The 20,558-nt window shown below is 74.9% G+C and carries 22 protein-coding genes and 1 pseudogene; 13 read left to right on the top strand and 10 right to left on the bottom strand.

The genetic code is table 11. The features are described from left to right. Window positions 1-204 precede the first annotated feature (204 nt). On the top strand, window positions 205-2,019 hold the full coding sequence (locus tag ACYP53_RS33125; RefSeq protein WP_459650154.1) for a hypothetical protein: 1,815 nt from the start codon (window positions 205-207) through the stop codon (window positions 2,017-2,019). 45 nt (window positions 2,020-2,064) lie between these two features. Here the strand turns inward: ACYP53_RS33125 and ACYP53_RS33120 are convergent, their stop codons facing one another. The 4 genes from ACYP53_RS33120 to ACYP53_RS33105 all read right to left on the bottom strand — a co-directional run bounded on the left by ACYP53_RS33120 (window position 2,065) and on the right by ACYP53_RS33105 (window position 4,563). Continuing rightward, window positions 2,065-2,448 carry a VOC family protein gene (locus ACYP53_RS33120; RefSeq protein ID WP_189919560.1) on the bottom strand — a complete coding sequence of 128 codons (384 nt, stop codon included), beginning with the start codon at window positions 2,446-2,448 and terminating at the stop codon, window positions 2,065-2,067. Window positions 2,449-2,521: 73 nt separating this feature from the next. Continuing rightward, window positions 2,522-2,908, bottom strand: a complete 387-nt coding sequence (locus ACYP53_RS33115) for a hypothetical protein (protein WP_189919562.1) — start codon at window positions 2,906-2,908, stop codon at window positions 2,522-2,524. Continuing rightward, window positions 2,905-3,504 (bottom strand): hypothetical protein, encoded by a 600-nt coding sequence (locus tag ACYP53_RS33110; protein ID WP_459650153.1) that lies wholly within the window; start codon window positions 3,502-3,504, stop codon window positions 2,905-2,907. The genes ACYP53_RS33115 and ACYP53_RS33110 overlap by 4 nt, the downstream gene beginning before the upstream one ends. Window positions 3,505-3,639: 135 nt before the next feature. Further along, window positions 3,640-4,563, bottom strand: coding sequence for an NADP-dependent oxidoreductase (locus ACYP53_RS33105; protein ID WP_459650152.1), 924 nt, complete (start codon window positions 4,561-4,563; stop codon window positions 3,640-3,642). A gap of 157 nt (window positions 4,564-4,720) precedes the next feature. On the opposite strand from ACYP53_RS33105, the gene ACYP53_RS33100 reads away from it, so the two are divergent. Next, window positions 4,721-5,791: a GlxA family transcriptional regulator gene (locus ACYP53_RS33100; protein ID WP_459650151.1), complete on the top strand. Its 1,071-nt coding sequence runs from the start codon at window positions 4,721-4,723 to the stop codon at window positions 5,789-5,791. Window positions 5,792-5,798: 7 nt separating this feature from the next. Here ACYP53_RS33100 and ACYP53_RS33095 read toward each other — a convergent pair whose 3' ends face one another. Then, a complete protein-coding gene (locus ACYP53_RS33095) occupies window positions 5,799-6,320 on the bottom strand; it encodes a MarR family winged helix-turn-helix transcriptional regulator (RefSeq protein ID WP_189919566.1) in 522 nt (173 codons plus the stop codon). A gap of 200 nt (window positions 6,321-6,520) precedes the next feature. Here ACYP53_RS33095 and ACYP53_RS33090 point away from each other — a divergent pair, with 200 nt between their 5' ends. The 4 genes and pseudogenes from ACYP53_RS33090 (at window position 6,521) to ACYP53_RS33075 (ending at window position 9,251) form a co-directional block, all read left to right on the top strand. Continuing rightward, window positions 6,521-7,720 (top strand): cytochrome P450, encoded by a 1,200-nt coding sequence (locus tag ACYP53_RS33090; protein WP_459650150.1) that lies wholly within the window; start codon window positions 6,521-6,523, stop codon window positions 7,718-7,720. A 111-nt stretch (window positions 7,721-7,831) separates the two neighbouring features. Continuing rightward, complete coding sequence (locus ACYP53_RS33085; RefSeq protein WP_189919570.1) at window positions 7,832-8,029, top strand: ferredoxin; 198 nt, start codon at window positions 7,832-7,834, stop codon at window positions 8,027-8,029. Continuing rightward, a pseudogene (locus tag ACYP53_RS33080) lies at window positions 8,026-8,145 on the top strand (NAD(P)-binding protein); the annotation flags it as partial. The gene ACYP53_RS33085 and the pseudogene ACYP53_RS33080, both read left to right, overlap by 4 nt. 47 nt (window positions 8,146-8,192) lie before the next feature. Beyond that, window positions 8,193-9,251 (top strand): NAD(P)/FAD-dependent oxidoreductase, encoded by a 1,059-nt coding sequence (locus ACYP53_RS33075; protein WP_459650149.1) that lies wholly within the window; start codon window positions 8,193-8,195, stop codon window positions 9,249-9,251. A 75-nt stretch (window positions 9,252-9,326) separates the two neighbouring features. On the opposite strand, the gene ACYP53_RS33070 is transcribed toward ACYP53_RS33075, so the two are convergent. Further along, the gene (locus tag ACYP53_RS33070; RefSeq protein ID WP_459650148.1) at window positions 9,327-10,886 is read right to left on the bottom strand and encodes a purple acid phosphatase family protein; all 1,560 of its coding nucleotides are present in this window, start codon (window positions 10,884-10,886) and stop codon (window positions 9,327-9,329) included. A 248-nt stretch (window positions 10,887-11,134) separates the two neighbouring features. Here ACYP53_RS33070 and ACYP53_RS33065 point away from each other — a divergent pair, with 248 nt between their 5' ends. From ACYP53_RS33065 to ACYP53_RS33050, 4 genes are all read left to right on the top strand, one after another. Beyond that, the gene (locus ACYP53_RS33065) at window positions 11,135-11,959 is read left to right on the top strand and encodes a DUF4389 domain-containing protein (protein ID WP_189919574.1); all 825 of its coding nucleotides are present in this window, start codon (window positions 11,135-11,137) and stop codon (window positions 11,957-11,959) included. 132 nt (window positions 11,960-12,091) lie between these two features. After that, window positions 12,092-12,964, top strand: coding sequence for a heavy metal-binding domain-containing protein (locus tag ACYP53_RS33060; protein WP_459650147.1), 873 nt, complete (start codon window positions 12,092-12,094; stop codon window positions 12,962-12,964). A 1-nt stretch (window position 12,965) separates the two neighbouring features. Further along, complete coding sequence (locus tag ACYP53_RS33055) at window positions 12,966-13,829, top strand: heavy metal-binding domain-containing protein (RefSeq protein WP_459650146.1); 864 nt, start codon at window positions 12,966-12,968, stop codon at window positions 13,827-13,829. Continuing rightward, window positions 13,822-14,214: a hypothetical protein gene (locus ACYP53_RS33050; protein WP_459650145.1), complete on the top strand. Its 393-nt coding sequence runs from the start codon at window positions 13,822-13,824 to the stop codon at window positions 14,212-14,214. Before ACYP53_RS33055 ends, ACYP53_RS33050 begins: the two co-directional genes overlap by 8 nt. 105 nt (window positions 14,215-14,319) lie before the next feature. Here the strand turns inward: ACYP53_RS33050 and ACYP53_RS33045 are convergent, their stop codons facing one another. The 3 genes from ACYP53_RS33045 to ACYP53_RS33035 all read right to left on the bottom strand — a co-directional run bounded on the left by ACYP53_RS33045 (window position 14,320) and on the right by ACYP53_RS33035 (window position 17,035). Then, entirely contained in the window at window positions 14,320-15,414 is a 1,095-nt protein-coding gene (locus ACYP53_RS33045) for an alanine racemase (RefSeq protein WP_459650144.1), read from the bottom strand. 146 nt (window positions 15,415-15,560) lie between these two features. Beyond that, window positions 15,561-15,818, bottom strand: coding sequence for a ferredoxin (locus tag ACYP53_RS33040; protein WP_229928839.1), 258 nt, complete (start codon window positions 15,816-15,818; stop codon window positions 15,561-15,563). Continuing rightward, window positions 15,815-17,035, bottom strand: a complete 1,221-nt coding sequence (locus tag ACYP53_RS33035; protein WP_459650143.1) for a cytochrome P450 — start codon at window positions 17,033-17,035, stop codon at window positions 15,815-15,817. Before ACYP53_RS33035 ends, ACYP53_RS33040 begins: the two co-directional genes overlap by 4 nt. A gap of 720 nt (window positions 17,036-17,755) precedes the next feature. On the opposite strand from ACYP53_RS33035, the gene ACYP53_RS33030 reads away from it, so the two are divergent. The 3 genes from ACYP53_RS33030 (at window position 17,756) to ACYP53_RS33020 (ending at window position 19,990) form a co-directional block, all read left to right on the top strand. Further along, window positions 17,756-18,841, top strand: a complete 1,086-nt coding sequence (locus ACYP53_RS33030; RefSeq protein WP_459650142.1) for an S-(hydroxymethyl)mycothiol dehydrogenase — start codon at window positions 17,756-17,758, stop codon at window positions 18,839-18,841. Then, entirely contained in the window at window positions 18,838-19,476 is a 639-nt protein-coding gene (locus ACYP53_RS33025; RefSeq protein WP_189919582.1) for an MBL fold metallo-hydrolase, read from the top strand. The genes ACYP53_RS33030 and ACYP53_RS33025 overlap by 4 nt, the downstream gene beginning before the upstream one ends. A 112-nt stretch (window positions 19,477-19,588) precedes the next feature. Then, on the top strand, window positions 19,589-19,990 hold the full coding sequence (locus ACYP53_RS33020) for a pyridoxamine 5'-phosphate oxidase family protein (protein WP_189919584.1): 402 nt from the start codon (window positions 19,589-19,591) through the stop codon (window positions 19,988-19,990). Between the two features lie 95 nt (window positions 19,991-20,085). Here ACYP53_RS33020 and ACYP53_RS33015 read toward each other — a convergent pair whose 3' ends face one another. Beyond that, window positions 20,086-20,556: a hypothetical protein gene (locus ACYP53_RS33015; RefSeq protein ID WP_459650141.1), complete on the bottom strand. Its 471-nt coding sequence runs from the start codon at window positions 20,554-20,556 to the stop codon at window positions 20,086-20,088. Window positions 20,557-20,558: the final 2 nt, after the last annotated feature.

The following is a 20,558-nucleotide window of genomic DNA, read 5'->3' as shown; positions in this document are numbered from 1 at the left end:
GAAGGATTCCGGATGGGCTCCGCCCGGTTCCGCGCGGAGGAGGGGAGCGGGACGGCTCCTCGCGGCGCAAGAACCTTCGGAGAAGCCGGAGTTGTCGGTTCGGTTTCCCGGTGGGCGCGGCCGTGCGGCGCGTAGCATCGGAGGTTCGCGTCGGGCGAGCGGCCCGGGGGCGGGGGAGCGGGCGGGGTCCGGAGAGGGGGGCGTGTGGCCGATCGTGCGGTCCGTCGGGGTGCGCTGCGGCGCGGGGCGGTGGCGCTGGCCGTCTGGTGGCTGTGGATGCCGCTGGTCGCGGTGCTGGTGTGGCTGGTCAAGCACCTGGTGTTCGGCGGGTTCGGGCAGCAGGACCAGAGCTATGTGCTGCTGCTCCAGCAGGAGTTGTTCCCGCACGGCTCCGTGCTCGACGCGACGCCGCTGTTCTGGGTCTGGGTCGCGGTCGGGCTGTGCGGCACGGTCGGCGCGTTCGGGTACGTGGCGCAGGAGTCCGGCGCGGGGTTCGGCGGGTGGCGGGTGCGCCTGACGCTGACGCTGACGGTGCTGGCCGTGGTCGGCTCGCTGGTGCGGGTCGGCACCGGGCTGTGGGACGACGACAAGGACGCGGGCCGCTACTACGCGGCGGCGACCGTGCTCGACATCCCCGCCGGCGGGGCGGGCACACCGCGTTCGGTGCTGCCCGTGACCGAGCACACCCGTGCCGGCGACGGCCGCCGCTGCGACCTGGTGGGCACCGCGGACGTACCGGCCTGCGTCAAGACCGAACCGATGCCGGACTTCGACTTCGAGGCCCGCACCGCCTCCTACGCGGCGGCCACCAAGGCGCTCACCGACAGCGCGGGCCTCACCTCCGGGGTCCACCTGATGGGGCACAGCCTGCACTACCTGCCCGACGCCTCGCAGGGCGGCGGGGTGTGGACGGCCGTCCTGGACGGCTCCGGCGAGCAGCCGATGGAGGGCGTCGCGGTCTGGGACGGCCGCTCGAACTCCGTGGCCACCTGCGCGTTCCGCGGCGACCACGCGTTCGGCCGGGCCTTCTCCGGATCCGGGGCCGTCAGCCTGCGCAACCTGCTCTCCGAACGGTTCCCCGACCTCGTCTACAGCGACCAGGACATCTGGGGCTACTGCGACGGCGCCGACCCCCGCACCGCCCGGCCGGTGGTGGTGATCTCGGTGGCCCAGCAGACCGGCTGGCGCCAGCGCACCGTCCTGGAGCCGGCCGGGGTCCTGGTCCTGCGCGGCTCGCCGGACGGACGCCCGGACACCACCTACCGGGCGGAGGTGGAACCGGGCGCACTGCCCGGCGCGGTGTACCCGGCCTCGGTGGTCCGGGCGCAGATCCACGAGGTCCAGTGGCTCGGCGGCCGCGGCGCCAAGGACGACCGCGGCTTCGGCTACTCCCACACCTCGGCGGCCACCAACGCGGGCAACCCGGGCGAGTTCCTGCTGCGCTCCAAGGAGGACGGCCACCTGTACTACGTGACGCCGCTGGTGCCGCGGGAGAGCTCCTCGCAACTGGTGGTGGCGTTCGCCGTCCTCCAGGCCGACCGGACCGGCGGCGGCCTCAACGACCTGCACGTGTACGTGCGCGGCGACGACAGCCCGTCGGTGAACCTGGACGTGCTGGCCAGCCGGATGGTGTCGTACATGGCGCAGCGGACCGCGATCACCATCAGCGCCGGGCCGGGCGGCGCGCTGCAGGAGATCGTCCCGTTCGGCCGGGACATGTGGCGCGGCTTCGTCGACTTCAACGGGCAGACCCAGGACTACATCGACCTGTCGGGCGACGCCACGGTGACGCCCAACCTGGTGTCGCTGAACGGGGACATCACGGCGCCGGGCGGCGGACAGCCCGCCCCCGCGACACCTGCGCCGGCCACACCTGCGCCCGCCACACCGACCGCGCCGGCGGGCGGGTGCGGCGGCGACCCGGGGCAGCTGACGACCGGGCAGCTCGCGGCCTGCGTCGCGGACCTGTCCAAGGCGCTCCAGGGACGCGTCCAGGACCCGCCGCCCGCCAAGCCCTGACCGGCCGGGTCACCTCGGCCACCCCGGCCGCCCGCCGTCCCCGCGTCAGGACGGCGTGGCGGCCCGCTCGGACTCGCTGCGCAGGACGCAGAACTCGTTGCCCTCGGGGTCGGCGAGGACCGCCCAGCCCGAACCGTCGGGATTCCGCAGGTCGTTGAGCAGGGTGGCGCCCAGGGCGAGCAGCCGGTCGACCTCCTGGTCGCGGGAGTCCTCGGGGCGCAGGCAGAGGTGGATCCGGTTCTTGACCGTCTTGCCCTCCGGCACCTGGTTGAAGTACAGAACCGGGCCCTCCGTCAGCTGCACCTCCGTCGCCCGGGAGCCGGGCCGGTCCTCCGGGTGCAGCGGACGACCGGTCACCTTGCTCCAGAACAGGGCCAGCTCATAGGCGTCCGTACAGTCGATCGCCACGTTCTGCAATACCGAGACCATGGGCGTGAGTCTTCCCGATCTTCGTGCCGAACGCCAACGGCCTGCGGACGGCCCGGTCGGCCGTGCGGCCAGGTCAGGGGCGGAGTTGGAGGGCCAGCGCCATCGTGTAGCCGACCAGCAGGCCGAAGAGGCAGACCGCCGTCACGTACCGGGGGGTGAACGGCAGTCCGGCCAGGGCCGGGTAGAGCAGGACGGCTCCGCCCGCCGCGAGGTCGGCGGCGTACAGGCCGCCCGGTGGGGTGATGCCGGTGCTGCGGGCGGCCCAGCCGGTGGCGATCAGGAAGCCGGTGAGCAGGGTGAAGCCGGAGAGGAGCCCGGAACCGATGCTGGCGAGGGTGGCGTGCGGTTCGGGTGGGGGCTCGTCCTCGGGGGAGTGCGGGCGCAGCCGGTGGGCGACGGCGAGGGCCCCGGTGGCCAGGAGGGCGGCGGCGACGGCGGCGATCAGCGGTCCGGGGTTCAACGGCGGCTCCTGAGGGGCGCGCGGTGGTGGCCGACGACCGCGGCGAGCGCGGCCGGCAGCAGGACGGTGAGGACGACGACGGTGGCCCAGACGGAGGGCGCGATGGCCGGCACGGTGGGCCCGCCGGGTCCGTCGGGCGGCGGCGCGGCGACGGCCGAGGTCGTCGTGGTGGCCGTGGTGGTCGCACTGGCCGTCGGTGTGGGAGCCGGTTCGGCGGGGCGGGCGGCCTCCGGGGCGGGGCTCGCCGTGGTGGGCGCTGCGGCCGGGCGGGAGACGGTCGGCCGCGCCCCCTCGTGGGCCGACGTCGGGCTCGGTGTCGGAGGTGGCGCGGGGGCCGTCGCGGTCGGCTCCCGATGCGGCGGTGCGGAGTGCGAGGGCGAGGGGTGGACGGGAGACGGGGACGGGGGAGCCGGAGAGGTGGAGGCGCAGTCGGTCGGCGGCGGTTGCGGCCGGGGCGGCGGCGCCGGCGGATGGACGTGCGGCGGCCGGGGCGGCAGCGGGACCGGGATCGGCAGTACCGGGATCGGCAGTACCGGGATCAACGGGAACGGGAGCGGCGGGAACGGCGGCGGGTGCGGACCCGCGACATGGTCCATCCCCAGATGATCCGGCCGCGGGCGCCACCGCCGCCGCGTGCTGCGCCGCAAACCCCCGTCCCCGGTGAACACCCGCCCCCGGGAAGGGAACGCACGTGCCCAGACGGCCCGTGCGTTCGATGGCGAGCGGAGCGGTCAGGCGACCGCGAGAACGATCTTGCCGGTGGTGCGGCCCCGCTCGCCGAGCTCATGGGCCCTGGCGGCCTGGGACAGGGGCAGGACCGTCTCCACGACGGGCCGCAGGGCGCCGCGGTCGGCCAGGGCGGCGATCTCGCGCAGGCCGAGGTGGTCCGGCTCGACCAGGACCCAGAGGGCGCGCACCCCGGCGGGGGCGGCGGGGACGTCGTCCGGTCCGGGCAGGGTGATCAGGTGGCCGCCGGGCCGGAGGACCCGCAGGGAGCGTTCGGCCGTCTCGCCGCCGAGGCCGTCCAGGACCACGTCGACGTCGGCGACGGCGTCCTCGAACCGGACGCTCCGGTAGTCGATCACCTCGTCGGCGCCGAGTTCGCGCAGCAGGTCGTGCTTGCCGGCGCTGGCGGTGCCGATGACGTACGCGCCGCGGGCCTTGGCGATCTGCACCGCGAGGTGGCCGACGCCGCCGGCGGCCGCGTGCACCAGGACGCGCTCGCCGGGGCGCAGGTCCGCCGTGTCGACCAGGGCCTGCCAGGCGGTGAGCGCGGCCAGGGGCAGTGCCGCGGCCTCGACGTGGGTCAGGCCGGCGGGCTTGCGGGCGAGGTGGCGGGCCGGTGCCACCACGTACTCGGCGTAGCCGCCCGCCTGGCGCGGGAACAGCGGCATCCCGAAGACCTCGTCGCCGGGGCGGAACAGGCCGACGCCGGGTCCGACGGCCTCGACCGTGCCGGAGACGTCCCAGCCGACCGCCGGTACGTCGCCCCACTCGATGAGGGCGCCGCCGGCCCGGGTCTTCCAGTCGACCGGGTTCACACCGGCCGCGTGCACCCGCACCAGGACCTCGTTGAGCCCCGGCTCGGGGCGCTCGACCTCGCGCTCGACCAGGTTCTCCGGCCCGCCCCACTGCTCCACGACCACTGCTCGCATGCTGTCCTGCCTCGTTCTTCGTCGTTCTTCGCGGTTCTTCGTCGCGTTCCGTGCGCCGCCCGGGGTGGCCCGGGCGGCTCGGCGACGTGGTCAACGATCCGGGACCCCGGCCCTTCGCGGTGTTGGCCGTCCGGCCACTATGTGACAGGATCTGGCCATGGGAGCGGCAGGGACGAAGCAGGCGAAGCGGACCGGGCGGTCGCCGTGGACGGGGCGGACGGACGGGGCGCACCCCCGGCGCCACCGGATCGCGGTGCTCGCACTGCCCGGTGTGCCGCCCTTCGAGCTCGGCATCCCCTCCCGGGTCTTCGGCAGTGCGCTGGACGCCGGGGGCCGCCCGCTCTACGAGGTGGTGGTCTGCACCGCCGACGGCGCCCCCGTCCTCAGCGACGCCGGCTTCACCGTGCAGCCGGCGGCCGGTCCCGAGGCGCTGGCCACGGCGGACACCGTGATCGTCCCGCCCACGCACGCCATGCCCGAGCTGGCCGAGGGCGGGCCGCTGCCCGCCGAGGTCGAGGCGGCCATCGCCGGCATCCGGCCCGGCACCCGGCTGGTGTCCATCTGCTCCGGCTCCTACGTGCTCGCCGCGGCCGGGCTGCTCGACGGCCGGCCGGCCACCACGCACTGGAACCTGGCCCCGGAGTTCCGCCGGGCCTACCCCGCGGTCAAGCTCGACGAGGAGGTCCTGTTCGTCGACGACGGCGACGTGCTGACCTCCGCCGGGGTGGCCGCCGGCGTCGACCTCTGCCTGCACGTGATCCGCCGGGACCACGGCGCGGCGGTCGCCAACCGGACCGCCCGGATGTGCGTCGTGCCGCCCTGGCGGGACGGCGGGCAGGCCCAGTACATCGACCGTCCGGTCCCCGAGCCGACGGTCGCCAGCACCACGGCCACCCGCGCCTGGGCCCTGGAGCACCTCGGCGAGGAGCTGCCGCTCACCCGGCTCGCCGAGCACGCCCGGATGAGCCTGCGCTCGTTCACCCGGCGCTTCCGGGACGAGGCGGGGATGACCCCGGTGCAGTGGCTCACCGCGCAACGCCTCGAACTGGCCAAGCAGTTGCTGGAGACCACGGACCTGTCGATCGACCTGGTCGCCCACCGGGCCGGTTTCGGCTCCGCGAACTCGCTGCGCGCGCACATGAGGACGGCCTTCGGGGTCTCCCCGGCGGCCTACCGGCGCACCTTCAGCCCGCACGAGCCCGCCGCGGTCCCGGCCGCAGCGGGATGACGGACCGTCAGCACCCCTCGTCCGCCCCGGAGAGGTCCTCGGACAGCATCCCGGTGCGTACCCGCTGCACGTAGCGGTCCACCAGGTGGCGCAGCACGCTGACGGTGGCGGCGACGTCCGCGGCCGGGACGCTGTCCAGCGCGTCGGCCAGTCCGATGAGGTTGGCCTGTTTCAGTCGGTCGAGCACCGCCCGTCCCTCGCCGGTGAGTTCGACCTGGCGGGCCCGCCGGTCGGTGGCGTCCTGGGCGCGCTCCACCAGTTTCTGGCCCTGGAGGCGGTCGATCTGCCGGGTGACGTGGGAGGGCTTGACCATCAGCCGGTCGGCCAGGTCGCCGACCCGGCTGGCGCCCTCGGCCTCGGCGAGCGCGCGCAGCAGGTAGACGTCCGAGCGGGCGGCGGTGATGCCGGCCCGGGCCATCTGGCGCTCGTGGTGCTGTGAACGTGTCAGGAGATAGGCCAGTGTCGCCAGGACGTCTTCCAGGTCCGAGGCGGTGGTCCGCTCGTCGAGGGGGTCTTCGGGCTCCGGCATGGGGGGAACTGTAGCGAGCCGGTACGGGTGTCGGCGGTGGCGGTGACATCTGACCGGATTTCGGACAGATTCGTTCGCCCTCGGACGGGCCCTTTCGTCGCGACGGAACGCGAGTTAGCGTGACGGTGAGTTAGTTGCTTAGGGCACGTAATGGCCCCGGTCCCCCACCGGCAACCCCGCTCCTAGAAGGGAGCCCCCTGATGGCCACAGCCGCACAGACCCCGCGCTTCACCCACCCCGCCGCCCGCGGTGCCTGCCCGTTCGCCCCGCCGCCCGTCTACCGGCAGGCGCAGCAGGACGAACCGATCAGCCGCGTCTCCCTGTGGGACGGCGCCCCCAGCTGGCTGGTCACCCGCCACGAGGACGTCAAGGCCGTCCTGTCCGACCCCCGCTTCAGCTCCGACTCCGCCCGCCCCGGCTTCCCCTTCATCAGCGCCGGCGCCCGGCAGCTGAGCGCCGGCCGGCCCACCTTCATCCGGATGGACGACCCCGAGCACGCCCGGCTGCGCCGGATGCTCACCGGCGAGTTCATGATCAAGAAGGTCGAGGCGCTGCGCCCCGAGATCCAGCGCATCGCCGACGACCTGCTCGACCGGATGACCACCGGACGCACCGGCGCCGACCTGGTCCGCGAGTTCGCCCTGCCGCTGCCCTCCCTGGTCATCTGCCTGCTGCTCGGCGTCCCCTACCGGGACCACGACTTCTTCCAGGAGTGCAGCCGCGTCCTGCTGCACCGCGACTCCACGGCCGAGGAGGTCGCCGCCGCGCAGCAGCGGCTCGGCGACTACCTGTACGCGCTCACCGACTCCAAGCGCGCCGAACCCGACGACGGCATCCTCAGCCGCCTGGTGGCCCGCGGCGAGCTGGACACCGCGGAGATCGGCGTGATGGCCCGGCTGCTGCTGGTGGCCGGGCACGAGACCACCGCGAACATGACCGCGATGTCCGTGCTGGCCCTGCTGCGCAACCCCGACCAGCTCGACCACCTGCGCCGCCACCCGGAGTCCGTCACCGGCGCGGTCGAGGAACTGCTGCGCTACCTCACCATCGTGCACTCCGGCCTGACCCGGGTCGCCACCGAGGACGTCGAGCTCGGCGGCGTGCGGATCCGGGCCGGTGAGGGCGTCATCTGCATGATCAACACCGCCAACCGCGACGCCGCGGAGTTCCCGGACGGCGACGAACTCGACGTGACCCGCGACGCCCGCCGCCACCTGGCCTTCGGCTTCGGCGTCCACCAGTGCCTCGGCCAGCCGCTCGCCCGGCTGGAGCTCCAGATCGCCCTCGACACCGTGCTGCGCCGACTGCCCGGGCTGCGGCTGGCCGTCCCGTTCGAGGAGGTCCGCTTCCGTAACGAGATGCTCGTCTACGGCGTCCACGAGCTGCCGATCGCCTGGTGAGCCGGGGTGGGCGCCGACGCCGTCGACGCCCACCACCGGTCAGCCCCACCACCGTTCACCCCCACCGCCGTTCACCCGGGGCCCGACCGGCCCCGACCCGAAGGGAAGACCATGCTCGTCCACATCGACCAGGACAAGTGCTGCGGAGCCGGACACTGCGTCGTCGCCGCCCCCGAGGTCTTCGACCAGCGCGACGAGGACGGCATCGTCCTGCTGCTCGACGCCCGGCCGCCCGCCGACCTCCACCAGGCCGTCCAGGACGCCGCCGCCGTCTGCCCGGCCGCCGCGATCCGCCTGGATCTCGCGTGACCGCTCCCCGGCGGATCGCCGTCGTCGGGGCCGGCGCGGCCGGACTGCACACCGCCGAAGCGCTGCGCCGGGCCGGCTACGACGGCCGGCTCACCCTCGTCGGGGACGAGGAGGAGCCGCCGTACGACCGGCCGCCGCTGTCCAAGCACCTGCTCTCCGGGCAGTGGCAGCCCGACCGCCTCACCCTCCGGGACCCCGGGCGCTGGACGAGCTGCGGCTCGACCTGCGCCTGGGGGTGCGGGCCCGGCGCCTGGACCGCCGGGCCCGCACCGTGCACCTCGCCGACGGCCGCGAGGTGCCCTGCGACGCCGTCGTCATCGCCACCGGGGTCCGCCCCCGCCGGCTGCCCGGCGCCGGCACCCCGGGCGACGGCACCCCGCCGGCCGGCGCCCACGTGCTGCGCACCCTCGCCGACGCCCTCGCCCTGCGCGCGGACCTGTGCGAGGGCCCGCGCGCCGGCGGCCGGCTGCTGGTGGTCGGCGGCGGACTGCTCGGCGCCGAGGCGGCCGCCACCGCCGTCGGACTCGGCGCCGAGGTCATCTGGCTGGTCTCCACCGACACCCCGCTGGCCGCCGTCCTCGGCACCGAGACCGCCGCCCTGCTCACCGGCCTGCACCGCGAGCACGGCGTCCGGATCCACCGGGGCACGGCCACCGGGCTCCTCAGCCGCGGCGGCCGCGCCACCGGCGTCCGGCTCGCCGACGGCACCGACCTCGCGGCCGACACCGTCCTGACGGCCATCGGCTCCGAACCCGCCACCGAGTGGCTCGCCGACAGCGGCCTCGGCCTGGACGGCGGCGTGGTCTGCGACGCCCGCTGCGCCGCCGGCCCCGGTGTCTGGGCGGCGGGCGACGCCGCCTGCTGGTTCGATCCGCGCACCGGCCGCCACCGGCGCCTCGAACAGCGCACCAATGCCACCGAACAGGCCCTGCACGTCGCCCGGAACCTGCTGGCCGGCCCGGACGGGACCACGGAGGCCTACACGCCGGTCCCGTACCTGTGGACCGACCAGTACGGGCTGCGGGTCCAGGCCTTCGGCTCCCCGGGCGCCGCCGACCGGTTCGAGCCGGTCGACGGCAGCCCGGAGGAGCACCGCTTCGCGGCCGCCTGCGTGCGCGACGGACGGGTCGTCGGAGCGGTGGGCATCGCCTCGGCCCGGGCCCTGCGCGGGCTGCGCGCCCAGGTCGCGGCGCACGCGCCCTGGCCGCCCGAGCCGGCCTGAGCCGCCGGGCCCGCCTTGCCGCCCGGCCCGGCCTGAGCCGCCCGACCCGCCTTGCCGCCCGGGTGGTGAGGCGGGTCAGCCGCGCTGCACGGTGAGCCGGTCCACCGCCGTGCCGTCCTCGGTGAGGGAGCGCACCTCCATCCGGGCCGGCTTGCCCGCGGCGGCGGGCGTCACGTCGACCGCCACCAGGCAGTACCCGGTGTAACGGACCCTGGACCAGGTGACCTTGACGGTCTGCTCGTGGCCGCTCCGGTCGGAGACCACCATGGGCACGGGCTTGTCGTTCCCGGTTTCGTGCCCGAGGTAGGTGTCGGAGGCCGGGAACTTGTAGAGCCCGCCGCCACCGCCGCCCGCGACGACGTACGTGGTGCCGTCCTTCGCGGGGTCGACGGTGTCGCCGGAGCCGGCCTTGCGGGTGGCCTTGCCGGCCCGGATCGGGTCGGTCCGCTCGTAGACGTGGTTGTGGCCGCTGAGCACCAGGTCCACCTGGTACTTGTCGAACAGCGGGGCCCAGTCCTGCTGGGCGCCGAGCTCGGCGCCGTTGTCGTGACAGGTGGAGTACGTGCACTGGTGCAGGTAGACGACGATGAAGTCGATGCCGGTGTCGGCCCGGAGCGCGGCGAGCCGGCTCTCCAGCCACTTCCGCTGCTTGCCCTTGGTGTGGTCGAGGTTGGCCGGGGTGTTGAAGCAGACGTCGTTGCCGTCCAGGCTGATCAGGCCGACGTTCTGGTAGCGCCAGGAGTAGATGCCGGTGGACTGGGCCCAGGCGTTGTCGGGCATCGTGAACCGGGCGCGGACGCCGCCGTAGCCGTCCGCGCCGTACCAGGGCTCCATCTCGTGGTTGCCGACCGCCACCATCCACGGGGTCCGGGCGGCGACGGGTTCGTTCTGCACGAAGAAGGAGTCCCACAGGCGGGCGTCGTACGCGTCGTCGGTCTTGCCGCTGCCGCCGGCGTTGGCGTACGACAGGTCGCCCATGTGGAGGTGGAAGGCCGGGTCGAGGCCGGCGATCAGGGTGCCGGTGGCGGCCGCGTTGTAGCCGATGCCCTGGTCGCCGAAGGCCGTGAAGGTGAAGCCGGCGCCGCGCCCGGGGGCGGGTGCGGTGCGGAAGCTCGCCACGTCGCCGAGCCGGGCGCCCTGGCCGGCGGGGTCGTGGCCCTGGTGGCCGACGACGTAGTAGTAGGTGGTGTCCGGGATCAGCTGGTCCACCTGCGCGTGCAGGTAGTACTGGGTGACGGTGGTCGGCCTGACCAGGGGCTGGTCCTCGACCGGGTGCTGCCAGGACAGCTTGCTGACCAGGGTGCGCACCTCGGCGGCGATCGGCTCGCCGAACTCGCCGGGCCGCGGGCCGATCCGGACGAAGGGGGCGGTCACCGCGTCCGGCACCTGCCAGGAGACGACGACCTGCCGGGACGGGTCGGCCCCGTAGGCGAGGTGCCGGCCGAAGGGGCGCAGCGCGGACCCGGCGGTCCGCTCGCTCCGGGGCGAGGGGACGGTCGGGGGGAGGGGTGAGGGGGTGGCCGGGGCGGCGAGGGCGGCGCCGGGCAGCAGGAGGCCGCCGGCGGCGAGGGCGGCGCCGCCCGTCGCGCCGGCTCGGAGGAGGTCGCGTCGGGAGTGCCGTGGTGTCTCGGACATGACAGTAAGTTAGGAAACTTCCCTAACTTTTGGCAAGGGGCGGGAGCCGTCGAATTCGGTTGCCGGGCGCGCCAGTTGGGAGGAGGCCGGATCCCGCGGGCGGTGAGCCCGGTGCGGGCGGCCGGAACCCCGGTCGCCCGTCCGGCGCAGCAGGGCGCGCGGGCCGGGCGGCGGGCTGCGATCTTCGGAGGACGCCCGGCCGCGCCGCCCGACCGCCGGGCCCCCGACCCGAGACCGTGGAGGCCAGCATGTGGCAGGCTCCCCCCGCCCCTGCCGACGGCCGCGAGTGGCTCCCGGTGCTGGACATGCCGGCGCCCGGCCCGCAGAACCGCTGGACGGTCCTGCTGCGCGCCCTGCTGCTGATCCCCCAGTTCGTGGTGGTGTGGGTGCTGTCGGTGGTGGCGTTCCTCGTCACCGTGATCGGCTGGTTCGGCGCGCTGGTCCTCGGCCGGCTGCCCGGCTTCGTGGCGGACTACCTCACCGCGTTCCTCCCCTACGACACCCGCGTCACCGCGTACCTGATGCTCACCGTCGACCGCTACCCGCCGTTCCGGTTCCGGGCGCCGGAACACCCCGTGCAGGTCGGGCTGCGGCCGGGCGAACTGAACCGGCTCGCCGTGCTGTTCCGCATCGTCCTGGTCATCCCGGCCTCGATCGTGCAGGGCGTGGTGTACGCGGGGTGGTGGACGGTGTCGTTCATCAGCTGGCTCGTGGTGCTGGTCCTCGGCCGGATGCCGCAGCCGCTGTACGAGACGACGACCGCGATCCTGCGCTACCGGATGCGCTACACCGCCTACCTGGTGATGCTCTCCTCCGCGTACCCCAAGCGGCTGTTCGGCGACGATCCGGGCAGCGAGCCGGACGGCCCGGCGTCGGCCACCCGCCCGCTCGTCCTCAGCGGCGGCGGGCGCCTGCTGCTCGTGGTGTTCATCCTCCTCGGGCTGATCTCCTCGGTGACGAGCTCGGTCACCACCACGGTGGACTCCGACGACGACAACGACGACGTCACCAACCCGACCCAGCACGTCCTCGCGCCCCTCGTCCCGGGCCCCGCCGACCACGGTCGCCGGTAGGGCGTCGCCACCGCCCGGGCCCGCGGCGGCCGTGATCACCGTTTCGTTTCGCCCGGCTGTGCGATCACCTAAGCTGCTTGAAAGGCGACGCGATGCGCGCGGTGCGCCGAGGGGTCGATGGCGCGGGGGCCGATGACACAGCGAGGGGAAGCCGCTCTCCCGGGGGCCGGCGCCGGCGGGACGGCGCGGTCCCGGGCCGATGGCAGCTGGGACTCGGCGCTGGCACCGAGGGAGTTCGCGGCGGTCAAGGGCGCCGGGTTCGATCCGGTCGGCCAGGTCCTCGGCACGGCCGTCTTCCAGCTCGGGTACACCGGCCTCTGGGGCTGCCCCGGCGCGTGGTCGGCCCCCGGCGGCGTGAAGGCGCCGGCCTCCAGGTGGGAGTCCTCCTACGCGCAGCTGGTGAACACGCTCTACACGGCGCGCAGGCTGGCGCTCGCCCGGGCGGTCGACGAATGCCGCGCGCTCGGCGGCGACGGGATCGTCGGGGTGACGCTGCGGGCCGAGGAGTTCCCCGCGGGGGGAGTGGAGTTCACCGCGCGGGGCACCGCCGTCCGGGCCCGCTCCCGGACCCGGCCGCGGGTGCCCTTCACCTCGCACCTGGGCGGTCAGGACTTCGCCAAGCTCCTCCACGGCGGCTGGGTGCCCACCGGGCTCGCCTTCGGCATCTCCATCGCCACCCGGCACGACGACTGGCGCACCGTCCGCCGGGTCCGCTGGACCGCCCCGAACCAGGAGGTCGACGGCTACACCCAGCTGATCGGCCACGCCCGCCACGACGCCCGGAACCGGCTGGCCCTCGACGCGGCGAAGAACGGCGGCGACGGGGTGGTCGTGGACGAGGCGGAGCTGACGGTGACCGAGACCGAGTGCCCCTCGTTCGGGTCCTCCCGCGACCTCGCCGCCGAAGCCGTCCTCGTCGGCACCTCCATCGCCCGGTACGCCCGCTCCGGGCGGCCCGCCGGGCCCGCACCACTGACCATCATGAGACTGGAGCGCGAGCACTGACATGACCGATCGAACCGGGCAGGGACCGGACGGGGGAGCCGCGCGGCCCGCGGCGGAGGGCGTGCCCGAGGACGCGATGCGACGGCTCGCGCAGCTGCGGCCGGGGGAGAAGGGCTCGCTCTTCACCTCGGACCTGACGGTGAACGAGTTCCTGCTGGTGCGCGAGGCCGGCTTCCGCCCGCTCGGCCTGGTCCTCGGCTCCTCCGTCTACCACGTCGGCATCCAGCTCGGCCGGTGGTCGAAGAACCAGGAGCTGACCAAACTGTCCCAGGCCATGTACCACGCCCGCGAGCTGGCGATGGGCCGGATGGAGGCGGAGGCGAGCGCCCTCGGCGCGGACGGCGTCGTCGGGGTGCGGCTGGACATCGAGTTCAAGGAATTCGGTTCGGACATCGCCGAGTTCATCGCCGTCGGCACCGCGGTGAAGGCCGACGGCGCGGACCCCGGGCCGACCGGGACCTGGCTCAACAACAAGGGCAAGCCGTTCACCTCGGACCTGTCCGGCCAGGACTTCTGGACCCTCATCCGGGCCGGGTACGCCCCGCTGGACCTGGTCATGGGCTCCTGCGTCTACCACGTGGCGCACCAGCGCATCGCCCAGGCACTGGGCAACACCGGCCGCAACGTCGAGATCGAGCAGTTCACCCAGGCGCTCTACGACGCCCGCGAGCTGGCGATGAGCCGCATGCAGGCGGAGGCGCAGGCCCTGGAGGCCGAGGGGATCGTGGCGGTCCAGCTGCGGCAGCACTCGCACACCTGGGGGTCGCACACCACCGAGTTCCTCGCGATCGGCACGGCGGTGCGCCCGCTCCGCGACGACCACGTCATCGACCGGCCGACCATGGTGCTGAGCCTCGATGCCTGAGCCGGACGTGAACCTGCTGGCCGCCGCGCTGCGCCGGGACAGCGCGGACCTGAACCTCTACGCGGAGGTGCTGTCGGCGGGCCTGGCGGACTCGCTGCCGGCCGGCGCCGTCAGCGTCAAGCGCAGGCGTACGGTCGCGTACCGGCTCGCCGGGCGCGGGGGCCCGGTCGCCGAACTGGACATCGTGCTCGGGGAGCAGCGGCTCTCGCTGCGGATGGACGGGGGCCGGGTGGCCGGGGAGGTCCGCCACGAGGTGCGGGGCATCGTGCTCTCCCGGCGCCCGGTGGGACTGGACGAGTGGATCGACACCCTGGCCCGCGCCCTGGCGGAGGCCGCGGCCTCGAATGCCCGGGCCCGCGAGGCGGTGGAGCGCTTCCTGGCCTGAGACGGCCTGGCGCGGTTTGACGCGGCCTGATGGAGGGCGGCGCCGACGGGCTCGCCGGCACCGAGGCCGACCACGGGCGTGACCCGGGGCCGGCCTCGGCGGGGATCAGGAGTTGGCGCCGCGGGCGGCGACCGGCCAGTGGTCGACGACCGTGCCGTTCCGCGTGACGACGAGCTCGTTCGCCAGGTTGACCGCGGTGCAGATGTGGTTGGGGACGACCGAGACGCGGGTCCCCGGGCGCGGGGCGAGTGCGCCCTCGGGGAGGACGACGGTGGCGTGGTGCTCGGACAATGCGGTGATGACCGCGTCCGGGTGCTCGAGGACCAGGCCGTGGCCCTGGACCCAGGGCGAGAGGTCGGACCCGAGCACCTTGCTGCCCGCGTCGAGGACGAAACGGTCCGGGGCGGGGGTGCTCACGACGGTGGCGACCGCGTGGAGGGCCAGGTCCTCGGCCGTGCAGCTGCCCATGGCGAGCTGGGCGGCGTCGTTGAACACGTAGACGCCCGGGCGCAGTTCGTTGACGGCGCCCGGCCGCCACCGCCCGGCGGTCGGGGTCGATCCACCGCTCAGCACCGGTACGGCGACGCCCGCCTCGCGCAGGGCGGCCGCGGCCGCGCCGAGGGCCTGCTCCTCGTCGCGGGCCGCTCGCTCGCGGGCCAGCGGGTCGTGGCCGTACCCGTGCCCGGGGAAGGTGAAGACGCCCGCCACCTCCAGGCCGGCGTCGACGGCCGCCCGGCCGACGTCCACCGCCTTCGCGGCGGCGACGCCCGTACGGTGGTGGCCGCTGTCGATCTCGACCATGACCCGCACCGGTCCGGCCGCACCGCGCACCGCTTCGGCCAGCCGCTGGACGCCCTCCACGGAGTCCGCGCCCACCCGCAGGGCGGCGGACTCCGTGAGGTGCCGGAGCCGTCGGGCCTTGGCGTCGTCGACCCACAGGGGGTAGGCGATGAACAGGTCGGTCACGCCGTCCCGGGCGAAGACCTCGGCCTCGCCGACGGTGGCCACGGTCAGCCCGGCCGCGCCGGCGGCCAGCTGGCGCCGGGCGATCTCCAGGCACTTGTGGGTCTTGGCGTGGGGGCGCACGGTGAAGCCCCCGGCGGCGGCCGCCGCGCCCATGCGCGTGATGTTGCGGTCCAGGACGTCGACGTCCACGACCAGGGCGGGGGTCGTCAGCTCTTCGGTAAGACGTGGGCTCATACCCCATGATCACACCGGGCGGCCCGGTTCGGTTCCCCCGGTGCCCTGGGTGTCCAGGTGCCCAGGGAGCCCTGGGCGCCCCGGTGGCGCCCGCGTGCGACGGGCGCCACCGGGCAGGGTCACCCGGCGGGGTCACCGGGCGGGCGTCAGTCCGCCGGGTCGATCCGGTAGCCCCCGCGGGCCGAGTGGAGGGTGAGCGCCTCGACCGGGCAGTAGTCCACGGCCTCGGTCAGCTCCGCCGTCAACTCCGCGCCGCCGTCGGCGTACTCGGCCAGCGGTGCGGCCAGGCCGTCGGCGCCGAGGGCGAGGGAGTCCGGGGCGGTGAGGGCGCACATCCCGGAGCCGATGCAGCGGTCCCGGTCGACCCGGACGATCACCGGCTCGGTGTCCGCCCGGCCCGTCACCAGGACACCCGCAGGGAGTTGGGGCTGCGGGTGAGCAGGCCGCGCCGCCAGTCGATCCGCTCCACCGCGTCGGCCATCCGCAGGGCGGGCAGCCGGCGGGCCAGCCGGTGCAGGGCCAGCTCCAGCTCCATCCGGGCCAGCCAGGCGCCCAGGCAGTGGTGCGGGCCGGCCCCGAAGGTCAGCATCGGCGCGGCCAGCGGGGAGAACAGCTCGGTGCGCAGGTCCCCGGTGAAGACCTCCGGGTCCTGGTTGGCGGCGGCGGTGTCGGCGGCGACCACGCTGCCGGCCGGGATGACCACCCCGCCGATCTCGACGTCCTCGACGGTGCGGCGCATCAGCCCGGGCATGTGCTCGTGGGCGTCGCCGAGCGGGACGGCGCGCAGCAGCTGCTCGGTCGCGGCGGCGGCGCTGGTCTCGTCGGAGGCGAGCTGCTGCCAGGCCTCGCGCCCGTCGTGGAGCAGGTAGACCAGGGCGTTGCCGAGGCTGGTCATGGTGGTCTCGTGCCCGGCCACGACCAGGCCGATGACCAGTGCGACCAGCTGCCCCTCGGTGATCGAGCCGTCCTCGTCGGCGGCCGCGAGCAGGCTGCTGACCAGGTCGTCGCCGGGCTCGGCGCGGCGCTCGGCGATCACCCCGGCGCCGAAGGCGGAGAACTCGGTCATCGCGGTGACGATCGCCTCGGCGGAGTAGGCGGTGGTGGACAGCGCGTGGTCGCTCCAGTGGGCGAGCCGCTTGCCGTCCAGGTTGTCCAGGCCCATCAGCCGGCTGATCACCGCGACCGGCAGCGGCCGGGTGTAGCCGGCGACGATGTCGGTGGGGGAGCCGTGGTCCATCAGTTCGTCGATGAGGCCTTCGACGACCGAGGCCACCCAGGGCTTCCAGCGGGCTATCGCGCGCGGGGTGAAGGCCCGCTGCACGGTGCGGCGCAGCCGCTGGTGCTCGGTGCCGTCGATGTTGAGCATGCTCTGCGGGTCGTCGAGGATGTTGGGCGTGACCGTGATCGGCGGCGCGTCCGGCGCGTAGAGCGGGGCGCGGCCCAGGCGCGGGTCCGTCAGCACCTGGCGGACGTCCGCGTGCCGGCTGACCAGCCAGACCGGCGTGCCGGTGGGCAGCGCGGCCAGCCGGGGCGGGCCGGGTTCCAGGTGGCGCAGGCAGTGCAGCGGGGGGAGCGGGGCGGTGCCGGTTCCGGCACCGGTCGCACTGTTCTCGGTGGACATCCGTACTCCAGACTCCAGGGCGATGGGCCGCGCGGGCGGCCCGACGGGGGTGGATCCGAGGATGGTGCGGGGGACGGGTGGTGCGGCCGGCTGGCGGCTCGACACGGGCCGGGACTGGGTCGGGCATCTGCTGCGGGGTGGCGCGAAACGTGCGGGGGCGTACGGTCGGTACGGGCCGGGCACGGGCGGCGCGCGGTGGCGCGCCGTCGGGTGGGGCGGGTGTGCTGAGCGTGGTCGCGTGGACCGTCTCTGCTACGACCGTACGTGGGCCGCGGGGCGCCCGTCTGCGGCACTTCCAGCCAACACCGGTGCTTTCCGGGCAGTTCGGGGCGCGCCGACGAGCGCCCGGCGCCACCCGTGCGCCCCTGCTCGCAGGGGTTGCGCCGGACCGTCGTCGGGCCGCCGTAGGGCCACCGGCGGGTGGCCGCCGGATAGTCGCCCGGCATGTGCCAGCTGACCTGCCGTGAGCCGCCGCGGCGTCAGGTCGGCCTCGGCGCGGCGTCGGCGTGGCGTCGGCGGGCGGGCGGCTTGGGCCGGCCGCCGGCGCCGGTGGTGAGCCGGATCGTCGAGGAACCTCCGACCCGCCCCGCCGGTGCCCGGCGGGGCGGACGCTACGCTTCGTGGGCAGTGCGTCCGCGGTTCCCCCGCGGTGCGTCCGCAGTCGTTTCGTCGCAGGTCACACCGGTGCAGAGCCGCACCGGCCGTCGGAGGTGTAATCGGATGCCCCAGCAGGTCAAGGCAGTGATCGCGCGCGCCAAGGGCGCGCCCGTGGAGGTGGCCACGATCGTGGTGCCGGATCCCGGCCCGGGCGAGGCGGTGGTCCGGATCCAGGCTTGCGGCGTCTGCCACACCGACCTCCACTACCGCGAGGGCGGGATCAACGACGAGTTCCCGTTCCTGCTCGGCCACGAGGCCGCGGGCATCGTGGAGTCCGTCGGCGAGGGCGTCACCGAGGTCGAGCCCGGCGACTTCGTGGTCCTCAACTGGCGTGCGGTGTGCGGTCAGTGCCGTGCCTGTCGGCGCGGGCGCCCGCAGTACTGCTTCGCCACCCACAATGCCAAGCAGAAGATGACGCTGCTGGACGGCACCGAGCTGTCCCCGGCGCTGGGCATCGGCGCGTTCGCCGAGAAGACCCTGGTCGCGGCCGGCCAGTGCACCAAGGTCGACCCGGCCGCCGAGCCGGCCGTCGCCGGGCTGCTGGGCTGCGGTGTGATGGCGGGTCTCGGCGCCGCGATCAACACCGGCAACGTCGGCCGCGGTGACACCGTCGCCGTGATCGGCTGCGGCGGCGTCGGCGGCGCGGCCGTGATGGGCTCCCGGCTGGCGGGCGCGGCGAAGATCATCGCCGTCGACATCGACGACCGCAAGCTGGAGACGGCCCGTACCCTCGGCGCCACCCACACCGTCAACTCCCGCACCACCGACCCGGTCGAGGCGATCCGCGAACTGACCGGCGGCAACGGCGCGGACGTGGTCGTCGAGGCGGTCGGCCGCCCCGAGACCTACCGGCAGGCCTTCTACGCCCGCGACCTGGCCGGCACCGTCGTCCTGGTCGGCGTGCCGACCCCGGAGATGAAGCTGGAACTCCCGCTGCTCGACGTCTTCGGCCGCGGCGGCGCCCTGAAGTCCTCCTGGTACGGCGACTGCCTGCCCTCGCGGGACTTCCCGATGCTCATCGACCTCTACCTCCAGGGGCGCCTGGACCTGCGCGCCTTCGTCACCGAGACGATCGAACTCGACGCGGTGGAGCAGGCCTTCGAGCGCATGCACCAGGGCGACGTCCTCCGCTCGGTCGTGGTCCTGTGACCGCGGGCGGGGCCCGGGTCGACCGGCTGGTGACCGCCGGGACCTTCGACCTCGACGGCGGCAGCTGGGAGGTGGAGAACAACGTCTGGATCGTCGGCGACGACCACGAGGCGCTGGTGATCGACGCCGCGCACGACGCCGAGGCCATCGAGGCGGCGCTCGGCGGCCGCCGGCTGCTGGCGATCGTCTCCACCCACGCGCACAACGACCACATCGACGCGGCCCCGGCCCTCGCGGCCCGGACCGGGGCGCCGGTCCTGCTGCACCCGGACGACCTGCCGCTCTGGAAGCAGACCCACCCGGACCGCCTCCCCGACGGCGAACTGGCCGACGGTCAGCGGATCGAGGTGGCCGGCATCGAGCTGACCGTCCTGCACACCCCTGGGCACGCCCCGGGCGCGGTCTGCCTGTACGCCCCCGCGCTGGGCACCGTCTTCACCGGCGACACCCTCTTCCACGGCGGCCCGGGCGCGACCGGCCGGTCGTTCTCGCACTTCCCGACCATCATCGACTCGATCCGCGAGCGCCTGCTGACGCTCCCGGCCGAGACGGTGGTGCGCACCGGCCACGGCGACCCGACCACCGTCGGCGCCGAGGCCCCGGCCCTGCCGGACTGGATCGCCCGCGGGCACTGACGCCCCACGGGCACTGACGCCCCACGGGCACCGGCGCCCGGCGGGCACCGGGCGCGGTGCCCGTACGGCCCCGGAGGACGGCGGGATCCTCCGGGGCCGTACGATCCCGCTCATGGCACAGGACCCGCGCGACCTCGACGACGCCATGCTCGCCTTCTGGCGCGAGCGGCACATCTCCACCCTCACCACCACCCGCCCGGACGGTTCGCCGCACGTGGTGCCGGTCGGTGTGACCTTCGAGCCGGGGACGGCGACCGCCCGGGTGATCACCAGCCGCACCAGCCGCAAGGCGCGCAACGTCGCCGAGGCCGGCCCGGAGGGCCTGCGGGTCGCGGTCTGCCAGGTCGACCGGGCGCGCTGGGCGACCCTGGAGGGCGTGGCCGTCGTCCGCGACGAGCCCGAGCGGGTCGCCGACGCGGAGCGCCGCTACACCGAGCGCTACCGCCAGCCGAGGGTGAACCCGGACCGGGTGGTCATCGAGATCACCGTGGACCGGGTCCTCGGCCGCGGCTGAGCGCCCCGCACCGAGTGCCCCGCACCGACGGAACGGCCGTTCTCGATATCGAGAACGGCCGTTCCGCTTGGCCGGCGCAGACCGGCCGGAGGGTGCTACCGGGTGGGGCGCAGGGCCGCGGTGGCGGTGCGGCCGAGCCAGACGCCGAGCAGCGCCTGGACAAGGCCGATCAGCAGGGTGATCGCGATCACCAGGGAGGCCCAGGCCGGGAGGCCGGCCAGGGCGGCGACGGTGCGGGCGGTGCCGGCCACCGCCTCGCCGGTGGCGGCGCGCCACAGCAGCGGGACGCCCCAGCCGGCGAGGGCGGCCGCGGTGCCGGTCAGCACGGCGGTGCGGGCGCGCAGGCCGCGCGCCGCGGTGACCGCGCCGATCAGCAGGCCGCACGGGAAGGGCAGGTACCAGAGGCCCAGCAGCGAGCCGGCCGCCACCAGGGCGACGGTGACGCCGCCCAGGGCGGCCAGCAGGGGGAGCGCGGCCGGTGCGGGGGCCGGGGCCGCCGACTCCTGCCGCTCCTGCGACTCCTGCGGCTCATGCTGCGAGGCGGGTTGGTTCCGAAGGTCCGTCACGG

The organism is Kitasatospora sp. Ki12, from assembly GCF_054601375.1.
The sequence above is the reverse complement of the archived record's forward strand: the minus strand, read 5'-3'. Positions and strand labels throughout refer to the sequence as shown.